Annotated in this window: 20 protein-coding genes and 1 tRNA gene; 5 read left to right on the top strand and 16 right to left on the bottom strand. The window is 65.9% G+C overall.

The genetic code is table 11. The annotated features are described in order from the left end of the window. Nucleotides 1-17 precede the first annotated feature (17 nt). Nucleotides 18-2,132: an alpha-galactosidase gene (locus tag ACSU04_RS11680; protein ID WP_439289621.1), complete on the bottom strand. Its 2,115-nt coding sequence runs from the start codon at nucleotides 2,130-2,132 to the stop codon at nucleotides 18-20. A gap of 75 nt (nucleotides 2,133-2,207) precedes the next feature. Further along, on the bottom strand, nucleotides 2,208-3,332 hold the full coding sequence (locus ACSU04_RS11685; protein ID WP_439289622.1) for an ROK family protein: 1,125 nt from the start codon (nucleotides 3,330-3,332) through the stop codon (nucleotides 2,208-2,210). A 97-nt stretch (nucleotides 3,333-3,429) separates the two neighbouring features. Here ACSU04_RS11685 and ACSU04_RS11690 point away from each other — a divergent pair, with 97 nt between their 5' ends. Then, entirely contained in the window at nucleotides 3,430-5,568 is a 2,139-nt protein-coding gene (locus ACSU04_RS11690; RefSeq protein WP_439289623.1) for a glycoside hydrolase family 36 protein, read from the top strand. A 68-nt stretch (nucleotides 5,569-5,636) separates the two neighbouring features. On the opposite strand, the gene ACSU04_RS11695 is transcribed toward ACSU04_RS11690, so the two are convergent. The 6 genes from ACSU04_RS11695 to ACSU04_RS11720 all read right to left on the bottom strand — a co-directional run bounded on the left by ACSU04_RS11695 (nucleotide 5,637) and on the right by ACSU04_RS11720 (nucleotide 13,839). Then, nucleotides 5,637-6,527 carry an ABC transporter ATP-binding protein gene (locus ACSU04_RS11695; RefSeq protein ID WP_439289624.1) on the bottom strand — a complete coding sequence of 297 codons (891 nt, stop codon included), beginning with the start codon at nucleotides 6,525-6,527 and terminating at the stop codon, nucleotides 5,637-5,639. Then, nucleotides 6,524-7,408 carry an ABC transporter ATP-binding protein gene (locus tag ACSU04_RS11700; RefSeq protein ID WP_439289625.1) on the bottom strand — a complete coding sequence of 295 codons (885 nt, stop codon included), beginning with the start codon at nucleotides 7,406-7,408 and terminating at the stop codon, nucleotides 6,524-6,526. Before ACSU04_RS11700 ends, ACSU04_RS11695 begins: the two co-directional genes overlap by 4 nt. Next, the gene (locus ACSU04_RS11705) at nucleotides 7,405-8,415 is read right to left on the bottom strand and encodes an ABC transporter permease (RefSeq protein WP_439289626.1); all 1,011 of its coding nucleotides are present in this window, start codon (nucleotides 8,413-8,415) and stop codon (nucleotides 7,405-7,407) included. Before ACSU04_RS11705 ends, ACSU04_RS11700 begins: the two co-directional genes overlap by 4 nt. Nucleotides 8,416-8,420: 5 nt before the next feature. Beyond that, a complete protein-coding gene (locus ACSU04_RS11710) occupies nucleotides 8,421-9,410 on the bottom strand; it encodes an ABC transporter permease (RefSeq protein ID WP_439285047.1) in 990 nt (329 codons plus the stop codon). Nucleotides 9,411-9,453: 43 nt separating this feature from the next. Then, nucleotides 9,454-11,154 carry an ABC transporter substrate-binding protein gene (locus tag ACSU04_RS11715; protein ID WP_439289627.1) on the bottom strand — a complete coding sequence of 567 codons (1,701 nt, stop codon included), beginning with the start codon at nucleotides 11,152-11,154 and terminating at the stop codon, nucleotides 9,454-9,456. 234 nt (nucleotides 11,155-11,388) lie between these two features. Next, nucleotides 11,389-13,839, bottom strand: coding sequence for a glycoside hydrolase family 2 protein (locus ACSU04_RS11720; RefSeq protein WP_439289628.1), 2,451 nt, complete (start codon nucleotides 13,837-13,839; stop codon nucleotides 11,389-11,391). A gap of 126 nt (nucleotides 13,840-13,965) precedes the next feature. Between ACSU04_RS11720 and ACSU04_RS11725 the strand changes: the two genes are divergently transcribed. Together ACSU04_RS11725 and ACSU04_RS11730 are read left to right on the top strand one after the other, a co-directional pair. Then, on the top strand, nucleotides 13,966-14,634 hold the full coding sequence (locus tag ACSU04_RS11725; protein WP_439285053.1) for a hypothetical protein: 669 nt from the start codon (nucleotides 13,966-13,968) through the stop codon (nucleotides 14,632-14,634). Further along, nucleotides 14,631-15,188 carry a hypothetical protein gene (locus ACSU04_RS11730; RefSeq protein ID WP_439289629.1) on the top strand — a complete coding sequence of 186 codons (558 nt, stop codon included), beginning with the start codon at nucleotides 14,631-14,633 and terminating at the stop codon, nucleotides 15,186-15,188. Before ACSU04_RS11725 ends, ACSU04_RS11730 begins: the two co-directional genes overlap by 4 nt. Nucleotides 15,189-15,589: 401 nt before the next feature. Here ACSU04_RS11730 and ACSU04_RS11735 read toward each other — a convergent pair whose 3' ends face one another. Further along, on the bottom strand, nucleotides 15,590-16,885 hold the full coding sequence (locus ACSU04_RS11735) for a hypothetical protein (protein WP_439289630.1): 1,296 nt from the start codon (nucleotides 16,883-16,885) through the stop codon (nucleotides 15,590-15,592). Between the two features lie 141 nt (nucleotides 16,886-17,026). Between ACSU04_RS11735 and ACSU04_RS11740 the strand changes: the two genes are divergently transcribed. Further along, nucleotides 17,027-18,241 (top strand): Fic family protein, encoded by a 1,215-nt coding sequence (locus ACSU04_RS11740; RefSeq protein WP_439289631.1) that lies wholly within the window; start codon nucleotides 17,027-17,029, stop codon nucleotides 18,239-18,241. 68 nt (nucleotides 18,242-18,309) lie between these two features. On the opposite strand, the gene ACSU04_RS11745 is transcribed toward ACSU04_RS11740, so the two are convergent. Then, nucleotides 18,310-18,399, bottom strand: a tRNA-Ser gene (locus ACSU04_RS11745). Between the two features lie 196 nt (nucleotides 18,400-18,595). Here ACSU04_RS11745 and ACSU04_RS11750 point away from each other — a divergent pair. Next, entirely contained in the window at nucleotides 18,596-19,372 is a 777-nt protein-coding gene (locus tag ACSU04_RS11750; protein ID WP_439289632.1) for a hypothetical protein, read from the top strand. Between the two features lie 3 nt (nucleotides 19,373-19,375). Here the strand turns inward: ACSU04_RS11750 and ACSU04_RS11755 are convergent, their stop codons facing one another. From ACSU04_RS11755 to ACSU04_RS11780, 6 genes are read right to left on the bottom strand one after another with little or no spacing between them, the layout of a single operon-like run. After that, entirely contained in the window at nucleotides 19,376-19,837 is a 462-nt protein-coding gene (locus tag ACSU04_RS11755; protein WP_439289633.1) for an SRPBCC domain-containing protein, read from the bottom strand. Between the two features lie 50 nt (nucleotides 19,838-19,887). Continuing rightward, nucleotides 19,888-21,531, bottom strand: coding sequence for a thiol reductant ABC exporter subunit CydC (gene cydC / locus ACSU04_RS11760; protein ID WP_439289634.1), 1,644 nt, complete (start codon nucleotides 21,529-21,531; stop codon nucleotides 19,888-19,890). Then, a complete protein-coding gene (gene cydD, locus ACSU04_RS11765) occupies nucleotides 21,528-23,177 on the bottom strand; it encodes a thiol reductant ABC exporter subunit CydD (protein ID WP_439289635.1) in 1,650 nt (549 codons plus the stop codon). Before cydD ends, cydC begins: the two co-directional genes overlap by 4 nt. Next, nucleotides 23,174-24,214 (bottom strand): cytochrome d ubiquinol oxidase subunit II, encoded by a 1,041-nt coding sequence (gene cydB / locus ACSU04_RS11770; RefSeq protein WP_439289636.1) that lies wholly within the window; start codon nucleotides 24,212-24,214, stop codon nucleotides 23,174-23,176. Before cydB ends, cydD begins: the two co-directional genes overlap by 4 nt. Before the next feature lie 17 nt (nucleotides 24,215-24,231). Next, a complete protein-coding gene (locus ACSU04_RS11775) occupies nucleotides 24,232-25,647 on the bottom strand; it encodes a cytochrome ubiquinol oxidase subunit I (RefSeq protein WP_439289637.1) in 1,416 nt (471 codons plus the stop codon). A 26-nt stretch (nucleotides 25,648-25,673) separates the two neighbouring features. Further along, nucleotides 25,674-26,333 carry a helix-turn-helix transcriptional regulator gene (locus tag ACSU04_RS11780; RefSeq protein ID WP_439289638.1) on the bottom strand — a complete coding sequence of 220 codons (660 nt, stop codon included), beginning with the start codon at nucleotides 26,331-26,333 and terminating at the stop codon, nucleotides 25,674-25,676. Between the last annotated feature and the right edge of the window lie 86 nt (nucleotides 26,334-26,419).

Below are 26,419 nucleotides of genomic sequence, written 5' to 3' on the forward strand. Positions count from 1 at the left end.
GGCGGATCGGTCCCCCATCAGACTGCGACGACCTCCAGCACGAGCGCGGATGCGGGCGCCAGCAGCGGCGTGCGCAGCCCGATCCCCGACAGCAACGACCCCGGCAACACGGCGCCACCGTCTGCCAGCCACGGCACGGTCTTCGGGTCGAGGTATGCCTTCGTCGTGAGCGCTGACACGACCGAGACCCGGTAGGTCAACGCGGGGTCCAGGCCCGGCAGGCGCAGCGCCGGAGGCACCGACCACTCACCTGTGGTTTCCCGCGTCAGCCGGAACAGCGCGTGCCGCTTATCCTGCGCCACCGCCCCGGTCAGCAACTGCCCCTCGTCGTCGGTCGCATCGTGCACGAGTTCGCCGGTGTGCATGAGTTCACGCAGCCGCTTGTACTCGAGAATCCACGCTGCAAGCTCTGCGCGCTCCTCGTCCGTGAACCGAGTGATGTCAGTCTCGATACCCGCCGACGCAAACAGGGTCGTCGCCATCCGGAACCGCAGGTCGGTCGCGCGGCGCGTCGTGTGCGCGGTACCTGGCCCGACATGGCTGCCGATCAGCTCGGGCGGCAGCAGCAGCTCGGTCCAACGCTGGATGCGTGAACGCTCGATCGGGTCATTCGTATCCGACGCCCACACCCGATCGGTGTGCGCGAGAATACCGAGATCGACTCGCCCGCCACCCGAGGAGCACGACTCGATTTCCACGGCGGGGTGCCGGCGGCGCAGATCATGAAGCAGCGCGTACACCGCACGGGTCTGCGCATCCACGCCCGCACGACCCGCATGCGCGGCCTCGAGCAGATCGCGGTTGTGATCCCACTTCAGGTATTCGATCGGGTACTCGTCCAGAATCGCACTCAGTCGCTCCAGCAGATATGACGCGACTTCCGGACGCGCAACGTCGAGCACATGCTGATTGCGCCACGAACGCGTCTCGCGCCCCGTGGCACGCAGCAGCCATTCCGGATGCTCGCGCGCAAGCTCCGAATCGAGGTTGACCATCTCCGGCTCGACCCACAGCCCGAACCCCATGCCGAGCTCGCGCACGTGATCGACGATCGGATGCAGGCCCTCCGGCCACACTGCAGGGTCGACGAGCCAGTCACCCAGGCCGGCGTCGTCTCGGCGGCGCCCAAGGAACCAGCCGTCATCAAGCACGAAACGCTCCACGCCGACGGATGCCGCAGCATCCGCCAGTGCGACCAGCGGAGCCAACGTGTGGTCGAAGTACACCGCTTCCCAGGTGTTCAGCACGACGGGACGCGCAGACGAGGGATGCGCCGGACGGGCACGCAGCGAACGGTGCAGCCGCGACGACAGGCCGTCGAGGCCGGCCTCACTCCACACGAACCATGCCGTCGGCGCGGCGAACGCCTCACCCGATGCGAGCACGATCTCATCGGGGCGCAGTAGTTCGCCCGCACCCAGCACGTTGCGGCCTTCGGGTAGGCGGTCGGTGCGATAGACGGCATCCCCACTCCACGCGAGGTGCACAGCCCAGACCTCACCCGTTCGGTCACTGAAACCCGGCGTTCCCGCGACAGCGAGCGTCGGGGCGTCATGCCCCGTGCGTCCGCGACGCGACTCACGCACCTGGCTGCCCATCACGATCGGACGACGCTGCGGCGAGCGCTCACGCATCCATCGCCCGGTGAAGTCGAGCAGCTCACTCGCCCGCTCGGCGACAGGCAACACCGCATCCAAACCCGCGATCGTGACAGCCGCGCTGCCTGAGTTCACGACACGGTGATCGACGCGCAGCACACCGTCGGCGTCAAACCGCAGCGCGCTTTCCAGCCTCAGCCCTTCGGCCACCGCAACGATCGAGAAGCCACGCTCGTCGGCGTCGATTCGCTCGAGCGTCCAATCCGGCAACAGCGGCGCACCAGCGATCGCACCAGACAGGCCCGGACGCCCCTGCCAGCCATCCCGTTCGGTCGGCAAAATCGTGAGTGGCCAGACCTCGTCGAGCGCGCTCGCGGGAATCTGGCGCACGCTGACCGAATCAAGCGCCGCGAGCGCAGCGTCCGACACTTCACCGATGTCCGCACCCCAGTGGAGCACCTCCGGCAGTCCGGCGTCGCGGAAGGCAACGACCAGCGCCGCGCCTGCGGCGTGGAAACGTCGAACATCGGGCATGGCGGAGCCTCCGTCGTTGTGGAGGTTCCAGCGTCCCGCGCAGAGCAGGGGTTTGTCAAATCATGAAACAAAGAATTATGCGAGCATCCCCCGAATGGCGATTCCCGCACCCGCACGCGCCCACTCCGAGAAGTCTCCGGTGCGCACATCCAGGTCCACTTCCACAGCTTCCCGGTCGAGGCGGTCGGCGAGCGCCGCACGCATCGCCTCTCCGCCAAGCTCATGCACGGCGATGCCGTCGCCAGTGAGTACGACCTTCTGCGGATCCACGAGATTGACGACCGTGGCAATGAGCACACCCAGCGCCCGGCCAGCATCCGCGAAGACTGCACGCGCGATGGGATCACCCTCACGTGCCGCCTCGACGACCTGCGAGTAGTCCGCGCCGGCCTGGCGATACGCCCCGACTATGGCGTCGTTCACGAGCATGCTCGACGCGCAGCCCCGGTGCCCGAGATCACAGTGCGGACCCGCCTCATCCACGATCGTGTGACTCACCTGACCCGACCGTGCGTGCGCACCCTCGACGACGTTGCCACCCACGACGAGACCGCAGCCGATGCCCATCCCCACCGTGATGAGCGCCATGTCGTCAATGCCAGCGCCCGCACCGAACCAGTGCTCGGTTGCGGTGAGCGCCTGCACGTCGTTCTCCACTGAGCACGGCATGCCGGTCGCGGTCTCGACCATCACACCCAACGGCACGTCCTCCCACTCGAGGAACGCAGACTGCTCCACCAGCGCGCCGTTAGCGCGACGGCCCACTCGTCCTGCGAGCGTGATGCCGATGGCAACCAGGTCCGGCCACTGCGCCGAGAATTCCCGTGCCACATCCGCGATCTGGCCAACGACGTCTGCGGGATCGCGTGAGACGAGCGCGTGATCGACCGAGGCCACGATGCGAGCGGACAGGTCAGTGACAACGGCGTAAAGGCGATCGCCGGTGAGTTTGACGCCGAGGAAATGACGCGCATCCGCACGCAGCGACAGGAGCTCCGATGGCCGGCCAGTCTGCGCCATCAGCCGCGTCTCTCCCTCCGCGAGGAAGCCCCCGTCGACGAGCTGCCTGGTGATGCGCGTGAGGCTCGCTCGCGAAAGGTGCAAGCGTCGCGCGATCTCCGCGCGGGGCAGCTCACCGTGGATGAGCACTTCGAGGAGCGCGGCGCGCACGGCCGGAGACATCTCGCGCATTTCTGTCATCTGATTCACCCTGTTTGTCACGTAATTAAACATAGTGGCTTGCGCCGAGGCCTAGAGGATTGAAAGGATCTCATCACACCCACGATCGAGGATCCATATGACACCCCGTCCTGCAGCAGACATCGTCTGGCACGCTCCGCGCATCTCTCTCACCTTTTCGGCGCCGGCCGATGGACCGGTGAGCGTCCTCTCACTGCGCCCCTCCGACTCCCCCGCACCCACACCTGTCCTGCCATCGGGTCACGGTGAGCAGCCACTCGTCGAGATCTCCGCGTTCGGTCATGGCCGCTTCCCCGGCAGTTACCGCCACGTCGACACGATCATCGGGCGCGATCTGCGCCTCGTGTCGCACGATGAATCGGAGAAGGACGGATGCCACGAACTGCGCATCGTGCAGGAAAGCATCGTGCAGGAAGACGGCTCGCGCGGCATCCGCGTCACGAGCGTCTTCCAAGCCCGCGCCTCGGCTGCCGCCGTACGCACCTGGACCGAAGTGACGACGGATGCTGAGCTCGTACTCGACGCCGTCTCGAGCTTCGCGACCGGATCGTTCCTCGCCGACGCACAGGCGTCATCCGTCGACGCCATCGTGCTCACCCACGCCGACAACGACTGGATCGCCGAGAATCGCTGGAAGAGTGAACCGCTGCGCGCAGCCGGACTCATCGACGTCGGCCGCCACCTGCACCACAACCAGCCGCCGCGCACGCGCATCGCGCTCGGTAACCGCGGCTCATGGTCCAGTGGCGAGAAGGTGCCCACCGCTGCCCTCGCGGCATCCGGTGGTGGCTACGCCCTCGCCTGGCAGATTGAGCACAACGGTCCGTGGCTGGCCGAGATCGGCGAGAACGGGCACGGCGCCTATGTGCTGCTCAGCGGGCCCACCGACCAGGAGCACCAGTGGAACGTACGCCTGGCCCCCGGCGAGACCTTCCGATCCGCTCCGGTTTCCGTTGCCGTGGCCACCGGCGATGCCACCGATGCGCTGCGTGCGCTCACCGACCAGCGCCGCGCCATCCGCCTTCCGCGTAGCGCCGATGCTGCGCTGCCGGTCGTCTTCAACGACTACATGAACACGCTCATGGGCGACCCGACGGCCGAGAAGCTGCTCCCTCTGATCGATGCAGCAGCCGAGGCGGGTGCCGACTACTTCTGCATCGACGCCGGCTGGTACGCCGACGGGCACTGGTGGGACGGCGTCGGAGCGTGGCAGCCATCCACCGCGCGTTTCCCTGGCGGCATCACCGAGGTGACCGACTACATCCGTTCGCGCGGAATGACACCGGGCCTGTGGCTCGAGCCCGAAGTCATCGGTGTGCGCTCCCCTCTCGCCGAGACACTGCCTGACGAGGCATTCTTCCAACGTCAGGGCGTGCGCATCGCCGAGCACGGCCGGCACCTGCTGGATCTACGCCACCCCGCTGCTCGCGCACATCTCGATGCCGTCGTCGACCGTCTCGTCGATGAGTACGGCGTCGGCTTCATCAAGATGGACGAGAACACGATGACGGGCCCTGGCACCGACCTCGACGGACTCGCCCCTGGGCACGGCCTGCTCGAACACGCTCGCGCGCTGCTCAGCTGGATCGATGGCGTGCAGTCGCGGCATCCGGCACTCCTCATCGAGAACTGCTCATCCGGCGCTATGCGCATGGACTACGCACTGCTGTCGCGCCTGCACATGCAGTCGACATCCGATCAGCAGGATCCGGTCGCGTACGCCTCCATCGCCGCTGCCGCACCCGCGGCGATCCTGCCGGAGCAGGCGGGAAACTGGGCGTACCCGCAGGCGGGCATGACCGACGAGGAGCGCACGTTCGCTCTCGTCAACGGCGTGCTCGGCCGCATGTATCTGTCCGGCTATCTCAACCGCATGTCGCCCATCGAGGTCGCCGCCGTACGCGAGGCCGTCACCGCACACAAGCGCGTGCTCTCCGATATCCGCGGCAGGCACCCGGAGTGGCCGCTGGGGCTGCCGGCATGGGACGACGATTGGGTGTCGCTCGGCCTTCGGAACGGCGACCACGCGCACGTGTCGGTATGGCGACGTGCCGGGTCCGAGACGTCGCGCCTGCACCTGCCGTGGGCGCAGGGGCGCGAGTTGTCGGCCGTAGCCTTCTTCCCGGCCGACGCCAGCGGGTGGACGTGGACATGGGATGCCGCATCCGCCGTCCTCGCGGTGACGGCATCCGGAAACGAGCCGTCCGCCCGCGTGCTGGAGGTGCACGCGGGCTGAGCGCACGCCCGCTGCAAAGCGGAGAGCGGGTGGCGCGCCGTTGCGCACCACCCGCTCGAAAGAAGCGCTCAGGTGGCAGCTGGGGCCGTCTTCGCGTCTTCCCACTCACCGGTGAAGTGGTTGAAGCAGACCGAGTTGTCCAGCGTCGTGCGGTCTGGTGTCTTCTCCCCACTGACGACCTTGCCGATCCGCTCGGGGTCAGGCGCAGCCATCGCGAGCAAGCGGGTGTAGTTGTGATGGGGGTCGAGGATGACGGCATCCGCTGGCCCCCGCTCGACAACGCGGCCCTTGTAGAGGACGAGGATCTCGTCGGAGAAGTGTCGCGCAGTGGCAAGGTCGTGCGTGATGTAGAGGACGGCCAGGTCGTCCTCACGTTGCAGCCGACCGAGCAGGTTCAGCACGCCGAGACGGATGGACACGTCCAACATCGATACCGGCTCGTCGGCGAGCACGACCTGCGCGCCCGGCGCGAGCGCACGGGCGATCGCCACACGCTGTCGCTGACCGCCGGACAGCTCATGCGGACGCCGCTGCGCGAACGACTCGTCGAGATTCACACGCTCGAGCATCTCGATGACCTTCTCGTAGGTCTCATCGGCTCCGCGGGTGCGCTTGTGCAATTGCAGCGGGCGGCTGATGTGATGCTCGATCGAATGGAACGGGTTGAGCGAGGCGAACGGGTCCTGGAACACCATCTGCACGTGACGCCGATAGTCACGCCGCGCGACGGGCCGACCGTCCGGCTGCGTCACCGCGATCGTTCCAGACGTCGGCGTCTCCAGCTTGGAGAGGATGCGGGCGATAGTCGACTTACCCGAACCCGACTCCCCCACCAGCGCCACGGTTCGGCCGGGCACGAGGTCGAAGGAGACTCCGTCCACCGCACGGAATCGCTCGCGTCGCACACCCTTGCGGATGCTGAACTCCTTGACAAGATCAGTGACCTTCACGCTCGTCATGCGCGCGCCTCCTCAGTGTCGATTCCGGTGTCGATTCCGGTGCGGATGAACGATCCGCGTGATCCGCTGAGGCTCGGGAATGAGGCGAGCAGTTTGCGGGTGTATTCGTGCTGCGGGTTTCGATACATCTCGTCCGCGCTGCTCAGCTCGACGATCTCGCCGCGCAGCATGACGGCGATGCGATCGCTGATCTCCAGCAGCAGCGGCAGGTCGTGCGTGATGAAAATCACAGCGAAGCCGAGCTCATCTCGCAGGCGAACGATCTCGCGCAGGATGTCGCGTTGCACGACGACATCGAGCGCCGTGGTCGGCTCATCCATGATCATGACCTGCGGTTCGAGGATCATCGCCATCGCGATCATCACGCGCTGACGCATACCACCGGACAGTTCGTGCGGATACGACGTGAGCCGCGATGGGTCGACGCCCACGCGACGCATCACGTCGGCTGCGCGCTCTCGGCGCTCGTGCTTCGACATCTTCGGGCGGTGCTCTTGCAAGACATCTTCCAGCTGGGCACGGACGCTGGTCACGGGGTTGAGCGCATTCATCGCGCCCTGGAACACCATCGACAACTCCGACCAGCGGAAAGCACGCAGCTTCTCGTCGTCGAGCGCGAGCAGGTCGATGTCTTCACCGCCACGATCGTGGAAAACGATGCTGCCGTTCGCGATACGCGCCGGCGGCTTGTGCAGTCGGTTCACGGCATAGGCGAGGGTCGTCTTGCCGCATCCCGACTCTCCGGCAAGGCCCAGAATCTCACCGGCGGCGAGCTGGAATGAGGCATTCCTGACCGCGGTGACGGGCTCCTCCACCTCGTAGACGACGGTGAGATCCTCGATGGTGAGAACGGGCCGACGGGCCTCGGTGACAGCACTCATCGGCTGCGCTCCTTCCTGAGCTGCTCGTGGCGCGCACGGCGTGCACGGCGCGCATGCTGGCGTACGTGCTTGAGCTTGGGGTTGATGATCTCGTCGATCGAGAAGTTCACCAGCGACAGCCCCATGCCGAATAGTGCGATGAGCAAGCCTGGCGGCACGAACCACCACCAGGCGCCCAGAGGCAGCGCGAAGCCGTTCTGCGCGTAGAAGAGCATTGTTCCGAGCGTGGACGAGTTGGATGCGCCGAGGCCAATGAACGACAGCCCTGCCTCGCCGAGGATCGCGGCGATGACGGCGAAGACGAACTGCGAGGCGAGCACGGGCAGCAGGTTCGGGAGGATCTCGACGACGATAACTCGCCACGCCTTTTCTCCTGCGACGCGGGAGGCTGCGACGTAGTCACGGTTGCGGATCGACAGCGTCTGTGCGCGCAGCACGCGGGCAGAGCCAGCCCAGCTCGTGATCGCCAGGACAACCGCGATGGTCCAGAGCCCTCGCGCCTCGGCCGGGACGAAGCCCGAGATGACAATGACCAACGGCAGGCCGGGAATCACCAGGAACACGTTCGACAGGAGCGAGAACGCCTCATCGGCGAACCCGCCGATGTAGGCGCCGAAGATCCCGAAGAACGCCGATAGCGCGGTGGCGAGAATGCCGACGATGAGGCCGATCTCCAGCGACCCACGCGTGGCGTATGTGAGCTGCGCCAGCACATCCTGGCCCGTCTGCGTCGTTCCGAGCAGGTGTTCGGCCGAGGGGCCGGTGAGGCCGATGTTGCGGATGGTCGCCGGGTCACCGACGAGATAGGGACCGATGAGGCCGAACGCGGCGATGCTGCCGATGAGCACAAGCCCAAAGGCAAGCCAAGGCGTCATCGTCGGGAGCATCTGGCGAAGTGCCGAACGCGATCGCTGAGACCGGTTCGACCTCTCGCGCGCCGCACGCGTGACGATCGCCTCGGTCGCGTCGGCGAGCTGAGGTTCAGTGGTGGGGGCGATATTAGTCATGGCGATCAGCTCCGTGTCCGCGTGCGGGGATCGATGAGGCCGTAGAACAAGTCGACGATGAGGTTCGCGCCGAGCACTGCGAGCGTGATGAACAGGAAGAGTCCCTGCATGAGCGCGTAATCGTTGTTCGTCACCGCCGAGAGCAACTTGGAGCCGATGCCGGGGTACGAGAACACCTGCTCGGTGATGACCGAGCCGCCCACAACGAAGCCGAGTGAGATCGCGAACCCGGCGATGGATGGCAGCACCGCATTGCGGGCCGCGTAGTTGCGCAGGATCCGGCCGTTGGAGAGGCCCTTCGCCTGAGCGGTGAGGATGTAGTCCTCCGAGAGTGTCGAGACCATCATGTTGCGCATGCCCAGCAGCCATCCGCCGAGCGACGCAATCACGATTGTGAGCGCCGGCAGGAAGCCGTAGTAGATCGCCGAGCCGATGAACTCCCAACTCCAACCCGGGTCGAGGATGACGTTGTACCCGCCCTGCGACGGGAACAGTCCAAGCCCGGTGGACAGGAAGTACACCAGGATGAGCGCGAGCCAGAAGTACGGCACGGCCGCCAGCAGCGTCGTCGCCGGCACCAGCGAGTCCACCCAGGTGCCCGGTTTCCAACCGACAAAGGCGCCCAGCGAGACGCCGATGATGAACGCCAACACGGTCGAGATGCCGATCAACATGATCGTCCAGGGCAGAGAGACCGCGATCACCTCTGTGACCGGCGCCGGGAAGTAGGTGACCGATACTCCGAGGTCACCCTTGAAGACGTTCACCAGGTAGCTGACGTATTGAACGATCAGCGGCTCGGACGAGTCACCACCGAGGAGGAGTTCGTATGCGTGCCTGGTCTCGGCCGATACCTGTCCACCGCGCTGCTGGAGCTTGGCGAGCAGAATATCGACCGGGTTGCCCGGCAACAGGCGCGGGATCAGGAAGTTGAGCGTGAGTGCCGCCCACAGGGCGACAACGTAAAAGCCCAGCTTTCGTACGTAGTAGTTCACCGGATCACGCCCGCCGTCATCTCAAACTCCTCCTCGGCCACGGTCACTCGCCCGTCGGCTTCAGCGCCTTGAAGATCTGCGCGTTGTCTGGCGATGCCCAGATTGCCGGGAACGCGTACAGGTCATCGAGTGTGGGCCAGCCGGTGAACTTCGAGGCATGGAACTCGCTCGTCGTTCCTCCGGTGAGGATCGGGATGTACGGGAGGTCCTCGACGATCGCGGCCTGGATGATGTCGAACTGTGCCTGGCGCGTCTCAATGTCGGCCGGGTTCGTCTTCTTGAGCACGGCGAGTGCCTCATCGACGGCAGGGTCGCTGAAGCGCGCGACGTTCACGGGGGCGGCCTGACCGACCTCGGCGGTGTTCGCCGTCGAGAAGTAGTTGTTGTACAGGTAGTAGGGATCGGATGCCGCGCCCTGGCCGAGCGAGTCGATGGCCAGCTCGTAATTGCCCTTGCTCTTCTTGTCCGTCCACTCGTTCCACGAGGATTGTGCGGCTGTGACGCCGATGCCTGCGGCCTTGAGCTGCTGGGCCATGGTGTCGATCGCGGTGATGTAGTCGGTCCAGCCGGTGACGACCTCGACCGTGAGGTTCAGCGCGACACCATCCTTGGCATAGATGCCGTCGGCATCCTTCTCGTAGCCGGCACCGGTGAGGATCTCGTCGACCTTGTCGAGGTCAGCCGTCGCCGGAACGCTCTTGTCTTCGATAGCGCCGGAGATGAACTCTTCCTGCGATGGCAGCAGTGCGAAGGTCGACGACATATCGCTTGCGGTGTCCTGGAAGGCGAGCGAGTTCATCTGTTCGCGGTCAAGGGCGTAGTAGATCGCCTGACGCACGGCAGGATCCGTCTGCGGACCCGTGCAGCCGAGGTCAGCGTTCGAGCAGGTGAGCAGCGCCATCTGGTTCGCGCCGATGGTGATCGCCTCGTAGCCCGGGTAGTTCTCTGAGACGTTCTGGATGTCGGGGACGGGGCCCGTCTGCCAGTCGATCGTACCGGCGGCAAGCGCGTCAGCCCCGGCGGTGTTTCCGGACAGCGACAGGTAGCGCACGTTCTCGACCGCGGGAGCGCCGTCCCAGTAGTCCTCGTTCGCGGTGAGGGTGAACGCCTGCGGCTTGAAGTTGGTCAGCGTGTAAGGGCCGGTGCCGATCGGCTCGGCGACGACATCGGTGACGGGATCGACGCCTGACCAGATGTGCTCAGGGACGATGAACGTCTTGCCGAGCACCTCGGGGCCAGTGACGAACGCGGGCTCGGGGAACGCGATGCTCACGTGGAAGTCATCGACCTTCGTCACCGCGCCGGCGAATCCGCCGGTGTTGATCGACGGAGTGTCGAGGATCATCTGGAAGGTGAAGACGACGTCGTCTGCGTCGAACGCCTCGCCGTCGCTCCAGGTGACATCCTCGCGGAGCGTCAGATCGAGCTGCGTGCCGTCTTCGTTCCACACGTACTCGGTCGCGAGCAGGGGCTCGAAGGCCTCGGTGTTGACGTTCGTGACGAAGAACAGCGGCTCGAAGATCGTGCCGAGGCCGCCGATGTTGGTGGGCGCGTACGGGTTGAAGTTGCGCTGGTAGTCGCCGGCCTGGCCGGTGAAGGCGACGAGCGTGTTCGCCTCGGACGAGCCGCCGGAGTCGCCGGACGAGCCGGTGGAGGCACAACCGGTAAGTACGAGGCCGAGCGCGGTGGCGCCCGTGGCGATCGTGAGTGATGCGCGACGAGCGCGCTGTGAGCGAAGAATCATCCTTGGTCCTTTCCTCACGCCGTAGCTGGAGCTGCGGCGTCGACGAACCCTGTGCTGAAGCAGGGGCTGGGAGTGCGTTCTCCCGGAGGCCATTGTTACGCACTGAAACGAAGTCCGTCAAGCCACTTAGGACACAAACGGAACAAAGCATTCGAAGCGCTTCCCTGCCAAGGGCAGAGCGGGGACCCCGTCCGACATTCACCGGATGGGGTCCCCGTTATTGCGCGCGTGGAGTCAGGCCTGCAGGTCTCCCGCGTGTCGCAGAACGAGCGGTGCGGTGAATGCCGCAGGGTCGGTTCCTGCCGGCGCACCCGTCACAAGGAACGCGTGGCTCTCGCCGGGCAACAACGTCACGAGCCCGCTGTCGACAGCCGCATCGACGTGCCCCCGATCGGCGAGCACGAACACGTCGCGCACGTACGAACGTGCGGTCACCGTCACGCGCACAGCGCCATCCACTGCTTCGGCGGAGACGTCGAACGGCGACTTCTCGAGGCGCTGATCGACGACCTCGGCGAAGTTGTGCACCCCGCGACCGAAGCCAGGAGCGTCGATGACGAGCACTTCCCCCGCGGCATCCGCTGGCGTCTGCAACTCTGAGGGGATGGCAATGGTCGCCTCGCCACGTGCAACGATCTCTGCGGCGACCGTGGCCTCCGCCAGCAACGTGCCATCGAAAGCGATGCGCCTGATGGCGACGTCACCCGACCACGCATCCGCATGGTCGTTGAGAAGCACGGCCGCGAGGATGCCTTCCTGCGGCTGCACCGTGATGAAGCGGGGCTCGTAGACGGCCTTGAGCGCGTACCAGAGGGGCTTGCGGCGCTCGGCGAAGTCGACAGCTGCCCAAGAGATCACCGGCCAGTCGTCGTTGAGCTGCCACACGATCGTTCCGGTGTTGTACGGCGCGAGCGAGCGGAAGTACGAGATGCCGAAGCGGACGGCTGCGGCCTGGTTGAGCTGCGTGGCCCAGTGCCAGTCGTCGATCGTCGCGGGCGCTGGCAGATGCGGACCGTAGCCACGCTCGAGCTTGAGGTTTCCGTCACCAGCCTTCTGATGCACGAGCATCTGCTCGCCGTAAGGCTCGAGCGGGGAATCGTGCACGACATTCGTCAGCGTCGTCCAGGCCGGCGGCCCCTGGAAACCGAACTCGGCGACGAAACGGGGCTTCCAGTCGGCGTACGCGGTGTAGTCCTTCTCATTCCAGACGTCCCAGATGTGCGTGGTGCCATGCGTATCAAGGTTGGGGCTCACGTAGGAAGAGAACGAGTACGGGCTGCCTGCCGAGTAGAAGCGCGTCGGGTCAAGCTCGGCGAGCAGTCGCGGGAACAGGCGACGGTAGTACGCCTCGCCCCAGGTCTTGCCGTTGAGAGTGGCGCGCCATCCCCAGTCGGAGTAGCCGACGATGTTCTCGTTGTTGCCGTTCCAGATCGCGAGCGACGGATGCGCGGACAGCCGCGCGATCGACTCGCGAGCCTCGGCCTCGATCTCGTCGGCGAGCCACTCTTCTTCGGCATACGCGGCGCAGGCCAGCAGGAAGTCCTGCTGCACCAGCACGCCCTGCTCGTCACAGATCGTGTAAAACTCTTCGGATTCGTAAATGCCGCCACCCCAGATGCGCAGCAGGTTCATGTTCGCTTCGGTTGCATCCGCGATGCGGCGAGCGTAGCGGTCGCCGTCGATCTCGGTGAGGAAAGCGTGGTCGGGGATCCAGTTGGCGCCACGGATGTGCACGAGCTGCTCGTTGACATAGACGGCGTACGGGGTGCCGTGCTCGTCGGGCGCGATATCGACGCGAACCGTGCGGAAACCGATGCGGCGCGTCCATTCGTCCAAGCCGACGAGCCGGACCGCAAGGTCGTACAGCGGCTGGGCGCCGTGACTGCGCGGCCACCAGAGGTCAGCGTCGGCGACCTCAACGTGCACATGGGCGCTGGTGGCACCTGCGGCGATCTCGGCGGTGACGGTCTGGCCGTCGATCTCGACGTCGACCTGCACGGCCTTCTGCTTGAGACCGTCTGCCCGCTCGATCTCGATGTGGGCGTCAAGGATGCCGGTTGCGCCGGCGTCGCCGGTGCGGACGTCGACGAGGGGACGGACGGATGCGATGCGCGCGGTGTCCCACGTCTCGATGCGGATGGGCTTCCAGATGCCAGCACCGGCGACGTCGATGCCCCAGTCCCAGCCGAAGCTGCTGGCCATCTTGCGCACCGCGTTGTACGGGTGATGATTCACGTGCGGGCGCGCATCGTGCTCTTCGGAGCGGGCGTGGGCTGCGGGGACGGGTGCGGCGAAGGCGACGCGCAGCGTGTTCTCCCCTTCGACGAGAGCCGAGACGATGTCGAAGCGGTAGGAGCGGTGCTGATTCTGGGTGCGGCCGATTTCGACGCCGTTGAGCGTCACCGTCGCGATCGTGTCGAGGCCCTCTGCGACGAGGTCGCGGCGCTCGGAGCCATTCTCGTGCCAGCGAAACGTGGTCTCGAATGTCCAGTCGACGTCGCCGATCCACTGCTGCGCGGTCTCGTTCGCTCCGTCGAATGGCTCGTCGATCACGCCTGCGCGGTGCAGGTCGAGGTGCACCGAACCCGGCACTTGCGCGGGGATCGCGTGACCCGCGACGTTCTCGGGCGCGGGACCTGCGGTCGCGGTAACGGTCCAGTTCTCGGACAGTTCGATGACGGTCATGCGGCTCCTTCGCCTCTGGCACACCCCGGTGGGCGTAACACTTAGTTCCATAGTCTTACAAACTCTGGCCGTTTGCGCGACCCCTGAGTCGACGTCGATGACGTGACGGGTGGATAAGCTGACGTCGTGATTACGATCGGCGGAGCATCCGAATGGGCGCGCACCACCGCATCGCGGCTCGCTCGATCCGCTGTCAGCCCGGCCGCTGTACCGGCATGGATCGCGCTTGCGGTCGCCGGTGTCGCGCTCGTCGGCGTCGTCACGTTCGGCGGTCTGGATCGGTCGGATCCGATCCCCGCCGAGCTCACCGTCGGCGAAGAAGCGCGCGTGTCGCTGTATGCGGTGACAGTGCTCGATGCCGAGCTCACCGACAGCATCGAAGAGGAGTTCTTGGAAGCAGAGCCCGGCGAGACGCTGCTGGTCGCCACCGTCCTGCTGGAGAACCTCTCGGATCGACCGGTCGGCGTCGGCGTCGGTGCTGATCGAGTCCAATCGCAGCTCATCAGCGCATCGAATCCACTCATCGAGCTCGCCGACGTCGAGCAGACCAGCTCGCCCCGAGTGTGGCGTGACGACGGCTCTGCCGGATCGGTCATCCTCCAGCCCGGCGTCGCCAGCGAAGTGCGTATCGCGTGGACCGTCCCCGACGACGCCCTCCCCGACGGAGACTTCCAGCTGAACGTTCACGATGCCGCCGTGTCTACCGGCAAGATCCTGTTGGCTTCGGATCACATCACCTGGAAACGGGGCGACATCTCCGCCCGGATCAGCGCCACCGCCGGGAGCACGCCATGAAGCGCGCCCTGCCCTGGCTGACCGGCGCGGCGCTCGTTCTCGTCGCCGGCGTCATCACTGCGATCACTCCGGCTCAGGAGTCTGTGGATGATGCCTTTCTGGTGCGCGGTGGCACCGGGGAGACGGTGACTTCGCGGACGCTGACCGCAGCCATCGACGATGTTTTCTTCACGGAACACCTTGCGGTACCGGAATCCGATTGGCAGGCAGAGGGGAACTGGCTCGTCGTCACGGTCACGGCATCCGCACCGCTGACCGAGGTCGATGCCGCGATATCGCTCGCGACCCTCGTCATCGACGGGCGGGTGTTCCAGGCGAGCGAGCGTCCGTCGACGTCACTCGTCGGCGAGCGCCTGCATGTCGGCATCGACACCGTCGGGGTTCTGGCATTCGAGTTGCCATCCGACCTGCGCACCGGCGACGCCGAACTGCGCCTGACGATCGACAATTTCACGCCGCGGCTCGATGATCTGATCGCTATCCCGATCACACTCGATGACCTGCCGGTCGTCGCGCGCACTGATGTCGACGCCCCCGTACTGGGGGCGCCATGACCGAGGGCACCATGACCGGAGCCATCGAGGAGTGGTGGCGGAAGCAGCGTGTGCCGCTGGTCGCGCTGCTGGTCTCTGCGATCGCAGTGGCCTGCGTGCACGTGTGGCTCGATGTCCTCCCGGAACAGGACCAGAACACGGCCGCGGTCATCGAAGCGGATCGAAGCGCCGATATCTCCGGGCAGACGCTCAGACTCGTCTCCTCCCAATGGGACGAGTTCGAGAGCCCGGACGGTTCGCGCACATTCACCGTGCGCCTCGGAGCATCCGGAGGCACGGAATCGGCGAGCTGCGGCCCGTTCACTCTCACTGAGCCGAGCAGTGGCCGCGTGTGGTTGAATGCCCGGTCAGTTCTGGAAGTGCCATACGATATCGGCGAGCGATCCTGCTTGGAGGGCGAGTCATTCTCCTACGACATCGTGGCGGTCTTCCTTCTGCCAGAGGATGCCACCGGCCCCTTCGCTCTCGACATCACCGGCAGCGACGTTGCGGGTAGCGACGTTTCCGGTAGTGACGAGACCGTCGCGCGCTTCGTGATCGAGAGGTGACGGCTGGGTCTCCAAGCCCGCCTCCGGCTGGGAGATGACGCTGTCGTATGCGGTCGCCACGATCGCGACGCGCAAGGGCTCGGCGATGGCGGAGACACCGACCAGGATCAGTGGGAGAAACGCCGTCCAGAACGGCGTCTCGTGCCCTCCGAACAGGTGCAGGATGCCGCGTGTTCCGAGTCGCTCGGCGAGACTCCACGCCGCATAGGCGACCGCGAACGCGCCGAACAGTGCAGGTCCTCCACGCCAGACCACTGCCACTGCGGCCCACAGATGCTCGAATCGATACGCCAGGATCCGGGAGAGCAATGCCGCCCTGCCGCCCTGCAGGGCAGAGAGCCTGCGGGGCACCGGCGCTTGTTCGAAAGTCGTGCCGTAGATGACGCCGGCCACGGCGAGCCAGGCTGCGGGAATGATCAGGGCGGCCACGGCGATGCCGAATAGCCAGAGCGCCCCCTCCCACAGCGATGCGACGGGCGCGATGTTCGCCGCGACCCAGTCGCCGCTATCGTTCAGCCATCCGGCCACGACCCGTTCCGACATCCATGCCCGTACTTCTGACCACCATTGGCCGACGAGAGTGAACAGCATGAACGTCCACAGCACCTCAACATAGGCGGCGATCGCCAGCGTCCAGGACGGCAGCCTCCCGCCGAGCCTCGACAGCACGAATCGCACCACCAGTGCGATCACGAGCACCGCGACGGGGAGCGCACTGACGGAGACGAGGCCGCCCCGGTCGCCGAGCTGGTCCAGGTCGTAGCCGGATTCGGGGAGGGCGACCGCGGCCGCAATGTTGAAGAACTCCGACAGATCGGTCGACAGCAGTCCCTGCGCGGCGTAGAACGCGGAGAACGGCAGAATCGCGGGCAGCATGGCACCCGCGAACTCGCGGTATCCATGAGCAGATGGGCTGACGGCGTTCGCCAGCGACGGCCGCACGGCGAGGTACATGGCGACGTAGGAGATGAGCCTGACCGCAACGGCGAGCGGCAGCAGGAGCAGTCCGCCGAGCGTCGTGTGGCCGCCCACGAACCCGGCGAGCTGCACGAGCAGTTGATGCAGGGCTTCCCCGCCCAGGCACCACGCCACGAGCGCTGGCCAGTGCCGCGCGAGGATGCGCAGGAAGGTTCGGAGGGCCTGGGCCATGCTGACAACCGTATCGCGGCGGGAGCATCGGCTTCGAGAACCTGCGCTCCCGCGATTGTGGTGACCTAAATTGGTAATTTCGCCCAGTAAATCACCGGTTAGCTATTCTAAGTGGGGATATGGGCAGGTAAACTAGCAGTTATGGACGAAGATCGGATCTTGCAGTGGCCGCCACACGGCGTCGAAACGCTTCCCTGGCAGCAGCAGGTTCGTGGTGGCACCCGCGAGGACCGGATGATGCGGTCCGTGGATGCGACCGTCCCGCCGTTCATCCGCGAACTCGACTACATGCCGCCACTGAAGGTGATGCTCCACACCGAGCGCGCACTGCTCGCTGTAGCCCAGGCCGACACCGACGCCGAGGGGCACTCCACAGCTCTCAGCCGCTTCATGGTCCGCTCCGAGTCCGCCGCCTCGTCGAAGATCGAGCGCATCAACGCTTCCGCCCGCGACTACGCCAAGGCGCTGGCCGGCAACAAGGGCAACACCTCCGCCACCAGCATGGTCGCAGCATCTGCCGCTCTCCACGAGCTGATCACCAGGGTCGGTGAGAGCGGGCGCTTCGAGCTCGACTACCTCATGAGCGCCCACCGTGCGCTCATGGCCGACGACCCCCAGGAAGCCGACTACGCCGGTCGCCTCCGCGACATGCAGAACTGGATCGGCGGCAGCGACCACTCCCCTCGGGGCGCACTCCACGTTCCCCCGGCGCCCGAGCGCGTGCCCGAGCTGATGGACGACCTCATCGCCTACCTCAACCGGGACGACGTACCCGTGATGACGCAGGCCGCGATCGGTCACGCCCAGTTCGAGTCGATCCATGCCTTCACCGACGGCAACGGTCGCATCGGCCGGGCTCTCGTCTCCGCCGTGCTGCGGCGTCGAGGCGTCACCCGAAACGCGGTGGTCCCCCTCGCCAGCGGCCTGCTCGCCCGCCGCGACGACTACTTCGCTGCCCTCGGCTCCCACCGACTCGGCGACCCTGCACCGCTCATCGACCTGTTCGCTCTTTCAGCGCGCGCGGCCGCCGAATGCTCCCGCGAGACCATCGCCCGGCTGAAGGCGATGCCCGAACTGTGGGCTGCAGAGCTGAATCCACGCGCGAACTCCGCTGCAGCTGCTCTCATCCAGGCGTTCTACGACCACCCCGTCATGGGCACCGACCAGATCGAAGCCACAGCTGGTTCCCCCACGGCCGCCTACAGGGCGATCGACCAGCTGGTCGACGCCGGCTTCATCGAGGAGATCACAGGGCGCAAGAAGGACCGCGTCTGGGCGGCATCCGAAGTGATGGCCGAGCTCGACGAGCTTGACCGCCGCATCCAAGCAGCCATGCACGAAGGAAAGCACGACTGATCGCACGGGAACGAACGAAACGAGTCCCGCCTCAGCTGATTGAATCAGGCTGAAACGGGACTCGACGGTGGCGGTGACGGTGGGATTTGAACCCACGGTAGGGGTGAACCTACACAACATTTCGAGTGTTGCACCTTCGGCCGCTCGGACACGTCACCGCGAATGAGTTTACGCGACGGCAGGCCGTCGCGCGAATCGGCGCTTTGCGGGCGCGAAACGGGCATTGCTACATGAGAAAGGACTAGGCAGCTCCTGTCTCGTGCGGGAAACCTCGCCTCGCTGCCTGCCTGAGATTACGGCGAGTTAGGATGGCCTTACGGATGGACGGAGACGCCGGTCCGGAAAGGGTGCGCCATGAGCTTCATCACGTCAGCAGCGTTGGAGGAGACGGGATATGTCGTCCTCGATCGGTACGCCGATCCTATCGATCCCGCCGAGTGGCAGGATCTCGAGTACGTCGGCTGGCGTTCCTCAGGCATCACCCGATTTGCGCCACTGACCAGCTACGCCGGTGAAGTCGAATGCAACGGCTTCTGGAATCAGACCCCACCGCGCACCGACAAGGATGGCGTGTGGATTCCGGGCCAGGTCGAGAAGGCCCCCACTCTCACCGAGCTTGCCCAGGAGCCCGGCGCGAACATCGGCCGCTGCCGCGTGATCGAACTGCAGCCGAACACTTACGCCGACGCGGTCTACAACCTGCACCAGGACGACAACAACCGCCTGAACGAGGATGGCAGCGGATGGGTCGTCCGCTCGTTCATTAACCTCACCGACGACCCAGACTCAATGTTGATCCTGCGCGAAGACCGCTTCGACCCCGCGACCGAGGTCAGGATGGCACTACCCGCCGGAACCCGCGCCATCGTCGACACCCAGCGCTTTTGGCACGCCGTGTGGCACCGAGGCACCGCCCCGCGATACTCGCTGATCACATCGTGGACCTCCGGCCCGAAGCTCGACACCTACATCGCCGGCAACAACGGCGACCAGCATCCGCGGAGCGTCGCGATCGATCAGCAGACCATTGACGAGGCGCAGGTCGAACTGCACCGCCGCATCGAAGAGCGCCGCCGCGCCTTCGAGGCGCAGGGGATCGTCATGGAGCCTCCGGTCGAGCTGTATTACTGAGCATCACCCTGCGACGAAGGCAGCGAGGTTCCGCAGCGACGATGTGAGTCCCGCGACATGATCCGCTGCGGAGATGCCGTCCGGAACATCTTCCGCACGGAAGACGACCTCGCTGCCGGTGCCGCGCGCAATGGCCTCCCACGTCATCCGCATGGTCCCCGCGAACGCTGGATCGTCCGATTCGAACTCGACATCTGCGACGACGCGAACACCAGGCGTCACCTCGACGTATTTCCCCTCGACCACGTCCTCGTCCGCGCTGCTCTTGCCGGGAGCATCCGTGGTGTCCAAATAGGTGAGCACGATCCGATAGTCACCGCCGGTCCGCGCGTGCAGGCGCTCTACCCGCCCCGTCATGCCGTCGGGCGGCAGCCAGCGTGCCAGCGCCGCCGGGTCGATGAACGCCGCGTAGACCTGCTCCGGCGACGCGCTGATCAGAAGACGTGCTTCGTCGATTCGCCCCATGCCGAGAGGCTACGCCGTCGTCGCCGACGATTCCAGACGTCGGCTGGCGCTCAGACGGTGCGCCCTGCCTCGATGCGCACGACGCGATCAACCGTTCCTGCCGGCGGATCGACGTGCGAGATCAGCAGCACCGACTGCTCCCCCGCCGCTTCCAGCAGATCACGCAGTAGCGCCTCGGATGCCTCGGGATCAACCCCGGCGGTCGGCTCATCCAGCACGAGCACCGGAAACCCGCGCAACAGCGCACGCGCCAGCGCGATCCGCTGCGCCTGCCCACCTGAGACCAGCGCCCCGCGGTCACCGACGCGCGCATCCAGTCCGCCGCGCTCCCGTGTCCAGTCCCCCAGACCCACCCGGCCCAAGACGGCGAGCAGCTCGTCGTCCGTCGCCGTGTCGCGGGCGAACAGCAGGTTCTGCCGGATGTCCTCATCGAACAGCTGCGGACTCTGCTCGCACAGACCGATGGTGCGTCGAAGCGCGGGCCCCGACAGCGCCGAGGCATCCGTCCCGCCAATCGTGTACTCGCCATCCGATCGCAGAAATCCGACTAGCACCGACGCGAGCGAGCTCTTGCCCGCGCCGCTCGGCCCGCTGAGAAGCACGCGCTCTCCCACACCGAGATCCAGCGACACCCCGCGTAACGCCGGCGCACCGCCCGGCCACGATGCCCGGACATCGCGCAACCGCAGTGCGGTACCGACCGGCGCTTCGTCTGTGCCGGCATCCGTCCGCAGCTCCGCAGGAATCGACGACGGCAGCACATCGACCACACGCTGGGCGCTCGAGCGCACACTCCGCCAGGATGCCGCCGCGATCGGCACCGCGCCGAATACCTCGAAGACCACCATCGGCACGAGCACGACGACGGCCAGCCACGGCCCATCGATCGCGCCGGTGACCAGCCCCGGGGATGCCGCGGCAACCGCCCACACCGATGCGACGCCCGCGAGCATCAAGACGATCCCCGCGGCGATCGCCTGCGCCAGCGAAGCACGGGTGACCGTGCGGCGCAGCACGGCATCCGCTCGCTCAATCCGGTCACGTGCCTGCGGCTCAGCGCCGTATGCCAGCAGCACGTCGAGGCTGCCGAAGTAGTCGACGAGGGATGCGGACAGCTCCGCCCGCTGCAGCGACACACGTTCTTCTGCACGAGACCCGAACACCCATCCGAGTCCGATCGCAACGACAGCCGCGGCCACGAGACAGGCGGCCAGGGTGAGAGCTGCAGGGGGCGAGACGAACGCGATGAACCCCACGGCTCCGGCCGCGACGACCGTCGCCACTGCGAGCGGCTGCACCACACGCAGTGGCAGATTCTGCAGATTCTCCACGTCGTCGACGAGCGCCGAGAGCACCTGCCCGCGATCGGTCTTGCCGAGGCCCGCAGGCGAGAGTGGGATGAGTCTGCGCACCATGTCAGAGCGCGTGCTGGCGAGCTGACGCAGCGCGGCATCGTGCCCGGACAGCCGCTCGAGGTACCTGAACACCGCACGTGACACCGCGAAGAACCGCACTCCGACCACGGCGATCGACAGCGGCACCAGAGAGTCGACGATCGAGGCGCTGATGATCAGCCATCCACTCACTGCCAGCAGCGAAACTGCGGCACCGGCCGAGAGCACACCCCAGATGAGCCCGGGCAGGAACCGGCGCACCGGAGGCTGCGCGAGGCGGAGGACATCGCCGACCTTCACGCCCTCACCCCCAGCTCTGAGCCTGTCGAAAGAGTGACAATCTGATCCGCAATCTCCCGCGCGGAGCGTCGGTGAGAAACGAGCAGGATCGTCGCACCGGCATCCGTTCGCTCGCGCAGCGACTGCCACAGGCGTTCTTCGGTGTCGGCATCCAGTGCGCTCGAAGGTTCGTCCAGCATCAGCACACGCGCGGGATTCGCGGCATGCCGATACAGCGCCCGCGCGACGGCGACGCGCTGCGCCTGCCCGCCGGACAGCCCGCTCCCCTGCACGCCGAGTTCCTGCGCCGGATCGAGATCGCCTGCGCATGCGGCATCAAGAGCTTCCCGAACCCTGGTGAATGAGGGGTCCGGATCGCCCAGAGTCACGTTCGACGCGATCGTGCCCTGCATCAGCTGCGACGACTGTCCTACCCAGGCGAGCCAGTCGGCTGGGGACAGAGTGCGGACATCCTCGCCGGCGAACACCGCAGAGCCTTCGAACGCCACCGCGCCGCGCAGCGCCGCCAGCAGACTCGACTTGCCCGCGCCGCTCGGCCCCTCGATCAGAGTGAGCGTGCCCGGCAAAGCAGTGAATGAGACGGGCGGAAGGTCGCGGACACGGAGGTCAGTTGCGCACAACTCCTCAGAACCGGGCACGATTCGAGCGGGAAGCCCCCGAAATGCTGGATCTGTACCGAGTTTTGAGGAGCTAGGAACGGCAGCCGCCTCATCCAGCACCTCGAAGATGTCCTCGGTCGCTGCGACGCCCTCCGACGCTGCGTGAAACTGCACCCCCACCTGACGAATCGGCAGAAACGCCTCGGGCGCCAGCAGCAGCACGAACAGCCCGACCTCGAGCGACATGTCTCCCGCCAGCAGCCGAAATCCCACCGTCACCGCGATCAGCGCGACAGCAAGCGAAGCGAGCAGCTCCATCGCGAAGCCGGAGAGGAACGAGAACCGCAGCACCTTCATCGTCTCGCGGCGGTACTGCTCGGCCGTGACCTCGATCTGGGATGCTGCGCGTCGCTCGCGTCCGAAGAGCCGCAGCGTCGCAAGCCCCTGCACGGTGTCGGCGAAGCGTGCGGCCAGCCGCTGCAGCGTCTGCCATTGCTTGCGCTGAACGGTGCGCGTCGCAATGCCGATGAGGACGAGGAACAGCGGGATCAGCGGTAGCGTGATCGTCGCGATCAGGCCGCTCGGCCAGTCGTACCACCACATCACCAACACCAGCACTGGCGTCGCGATCACGGTCAACACGAGCTGCGGCAGATAGCGGGCGAAGTAGGTGTCCAGCGCCTCGAGACCGTGGCCGGCGGTCACTGCCAGGGATGCCTGGTTGCGCGAGGCCAACCAACCGGGCCCCAGCCTCCCCACGGCACCGATCAACGCGGAGCGCAGCTGCATTCCGGTCTTCGCCGCGGCCGCAGAACCTGCAGCGTCCGCGGCGGCGATCAGACCGCCGCGTACCAGTGCCAGCACCAGCAGCCAGATCAGCGACGCCGCAACAGAACGCCCGGCGAGGGCTCCGGTGATGGCATCCGTCAAGAACCAGGCGAAGGCGATGACGACGACAGTCTGAAGTACGCCGATGAACGCTGCGAGGACGAAGAATCCCCGCGCGGCGCCGGCGTACCTCAGCAGCCTCGGATCGACGGGTTTCACGCGTGCGCCGGAGCCCCTTCGATCGACGGCCCTTCGATGGAGGCGCGGGTGACGCGCTTGCGGAACACCCAATACGTCCACCCCTGATAGAGCAGTACCAACGGCATGGCGGCCAGTGCCGTCCAGCTCATGATCTGCAGCGTGTACTGCGTGCTCGACGCGTTCTCGATCGTGAGGCTGAAGGCCGGATCAATCGTCGACGGCATCACATTCGGGAACAGCGCCGCGAACAGTGTGACGACGGCGAACAGCGTGGTCGCAGCCCCGAAGCTGAACGCCCAGCCCTCGCGCCCGCGCAGGTTCATGACGATGGACAGCACCAGCGACACCGCAGCGAGCGCAGCCAGCACGAGCACCACGAGAGAGAAGTGCACCACGACAGTCCAGACCAGGAACACCGCTGCAATGACCAACGTCAACAGCCCTGAGCGGAAGGCCAGTCGACGAGCATCCGCTCGCAGTTGACCATCGGTCTTCAACGCGATGAACGTCGCCCCGTGTGTGAAGAACAGCAGCAGCGTGGTGAGGCCGCCGAGAAGTCCGTAGGGGTTCAGCAGGTCGAACATGGTTCCCACGTACACATGCCGCTCGTCCAAGGCGACGCCTTGCACGATGTTCGCGAAGGCGACTCCCCACAGGAATGCGGGCACGGCAGAGCCGATCACGATCATCCGATCGAAGCCGGCCTTCCAGCGGGCGCTCTCACGTTGGTGCCGAAATTCGAACGAGACGCCGCGCAAGATGAGCGTGAGCAGGATGAGCAGCAGCGGTAGGTAGAAACCGCTGAACAGCGAGGCGTACCACTCGGGGAACGACGCGAACAGGCAGGCGCCGGCGACGATGAGCCAGGTCTCGTTGAGGTCCCAGACCGGACCGATGGTGTTGATGATCTGACGGCGCGAGACGTCGTCGCGGTCCTTACCGACGCCGCCAAGGAACGGCAGCGACATGCCCACACCGAAGTCGAAGCCGTCGAGAACGAAGTAGCCGACGAAGAAGAAGGCGATGAGCCCGAACCACAGCACTTGGAGATCCATGATCTGTTCCTTCCTTCTCAGTACACGACCGACGGCAGCTGGGCCGTCTCGCCATCGGGTTGCTCGGTGGTGTCCGGACCCTTCTGCGCCGCCCTGATGATGAGGCGGACTTCGACGACGGCGAGCGCCGCATAAATCGCAGTGAAGGCGACGAGCGAGATCAGCACTTCCAGGCCGGAGGTACCGGGCGAGACACCGTCTCTGGTCGTCATCAAACCGAACACGAGCCAGGGTTGGCGCCCCATCTCGGTGAAGACCCATCCGACGATATTGGCCAGCAATGCGAGCGGGTACGACCAGATCGCGATCTTCCACATCCACTTGGCGACCGGCTTCTTCGCACCGCGACGGGTGAACCAGAGCCCGGCAAGCGCGATCAGGGCGTGCAGCATGCCGAGGCCGATCATCCAGCGGAAGGCCCAGTACGTGATCCACAGCACCGGCGCGAAGTTCGTGATGCCACTGTCGGCGAACTGTACGGCGTATTCGGCGTTGAGGTCGTTGATGCCGTGTACGCACGCGTCGAGGGTGTGCGTCGACAACAGCGACAGCAGATACGGCACCCGGAGCGAGAACAGCTCCGAGCTGCCATCGGGCGTTCCGAGCGTGAACAGGCTGAAGGAGGCATCCGGCCCGCAGACGGTGTTGAACGTCGCCTCGGCCGCAGCCATCTTCATCGGTTGGGCCACGTACATCGCGAGTCCCAGCTGGTCACCAGACAGCGCCACCCCGACGGTGGAGACGAGCATCCCCCACAGGCCGAACTTCAGCGAGACGCGCATCGTGTCGGTGTGCTGCCCGCGCATGAGATGCCACGCGGAGACCGAGATGATGACACCGGCGGCGAACATGAATGCGCCGAAGATTGTGTGCGGGAACGCGGCGAGCGCGACCGGGTTGGTCAGCAGAGCCCAGATATCGACGAGTTCGGCGCGGTTGGTCTCGGGGTTGTACACGTAGCCGACCGGGTTCTGCATGAACGCGTTGGCCGCGATGATGAAATAGGCCGACAGGATGCTGCCGATGGCGACGCACCAGATCGTGGCCAAGTGGAGTTTCTGGGAGAGCTTGTCCCATCCGAAGATCCACAGGCCGATGAAGGTCGCTTCAAAGAAGAACGCGAGCAGCCCCTCGAACGCGAGCGGAGCGCCGAACACGTCACCCACGAAGCGGGAGTAGTCCGACCAGTTCATTCCGAACTGGAACTCCTGCACGATGCCGGTGACGACGCCCATCGCGAAGTTGATGAGGAAGATCTTCCCGAAGAACCGCGTCAGGTGCAGGTACTGGACCTTTGCCGTGCGCACCCATGCCGTCTGGAAAAGCGCGGCAGACAGTGCCATACCTATCGTCAGCGGTACGAAGAGGTAGTGGTAGATGGTCGTCAGACCGAACTGCCACCTCGCCAATACCAGTGGATCCAACCACTCCATGACACGACTCCCTCTTCCAGCAGCCGTCAGGCCGCGGTCTCGATCCGGCGCAGTTGCGCGGTGTCCACTAGTTGTGCGGTGCCCGCGAGCTGGACGACGCACTCCTGCGGCAGGGCGGGGTCGCGCACGAAGTCAGCGGCGAGCGGGCCGCCCGCTTCGGTGAGCACCCCCTGCATGAGGCTGAGGTGCACCCGGCACAGCACCGGACGGTCCTCTGGCCGTGCCGCGGCGTGCGGGCAGGGCGTGAGGTCGATGGTGAGCTGTTCGTCGTCGATGACGGGCTCGAAACCGCTCTCTTCGAGATGCTCGATGAGAGCATCGAGCTGATGGGTGGCCTGCTGGCCGAGATCGGATGCCGCCACCGGCATGGTGCGACGCATGAGGTCTCCGCGCCGGGCCGCTGCCGTGACCTTGTCGCGGGCGACGGAGCTGGAGGCTTCCGGGGTTCCGGTGGCCGCGCTGTAGAGGGTACGGGGGCGCCCGCGGGTGGTGCGGTGCTCGGCCTCGGCGATGACGTAGCCGCCGTCGATCAGACGCTGCAGGTGCTCGCGCACGGTGTTCTGATGCAGGCCGGTCGCCTCGCACAGTTCACTGATCATCCGACCGGGCCGCGATTGCACCAGATGCAGGATCTGCACACGGGAGTATGTCGAGATCGGGCCGCATGCGGGCCGGGTGGTGGGCATGCATCAATTATCCCGAGTTCCTGATCAGCCCGGGTTCCTGAGGCCGTGAATAATGCACTTTCCGCGATAGGGATGTCGGATGCCGT

The organism is Microbacterium sp. A84 (assembly GCF_051842815.1).
Taxonomy (GTDB): domain Bacteria; phylum Actinomycetota; class Actinomycetes; order Actinomycetales; family Microbacteriaceae; genus Microbacterium.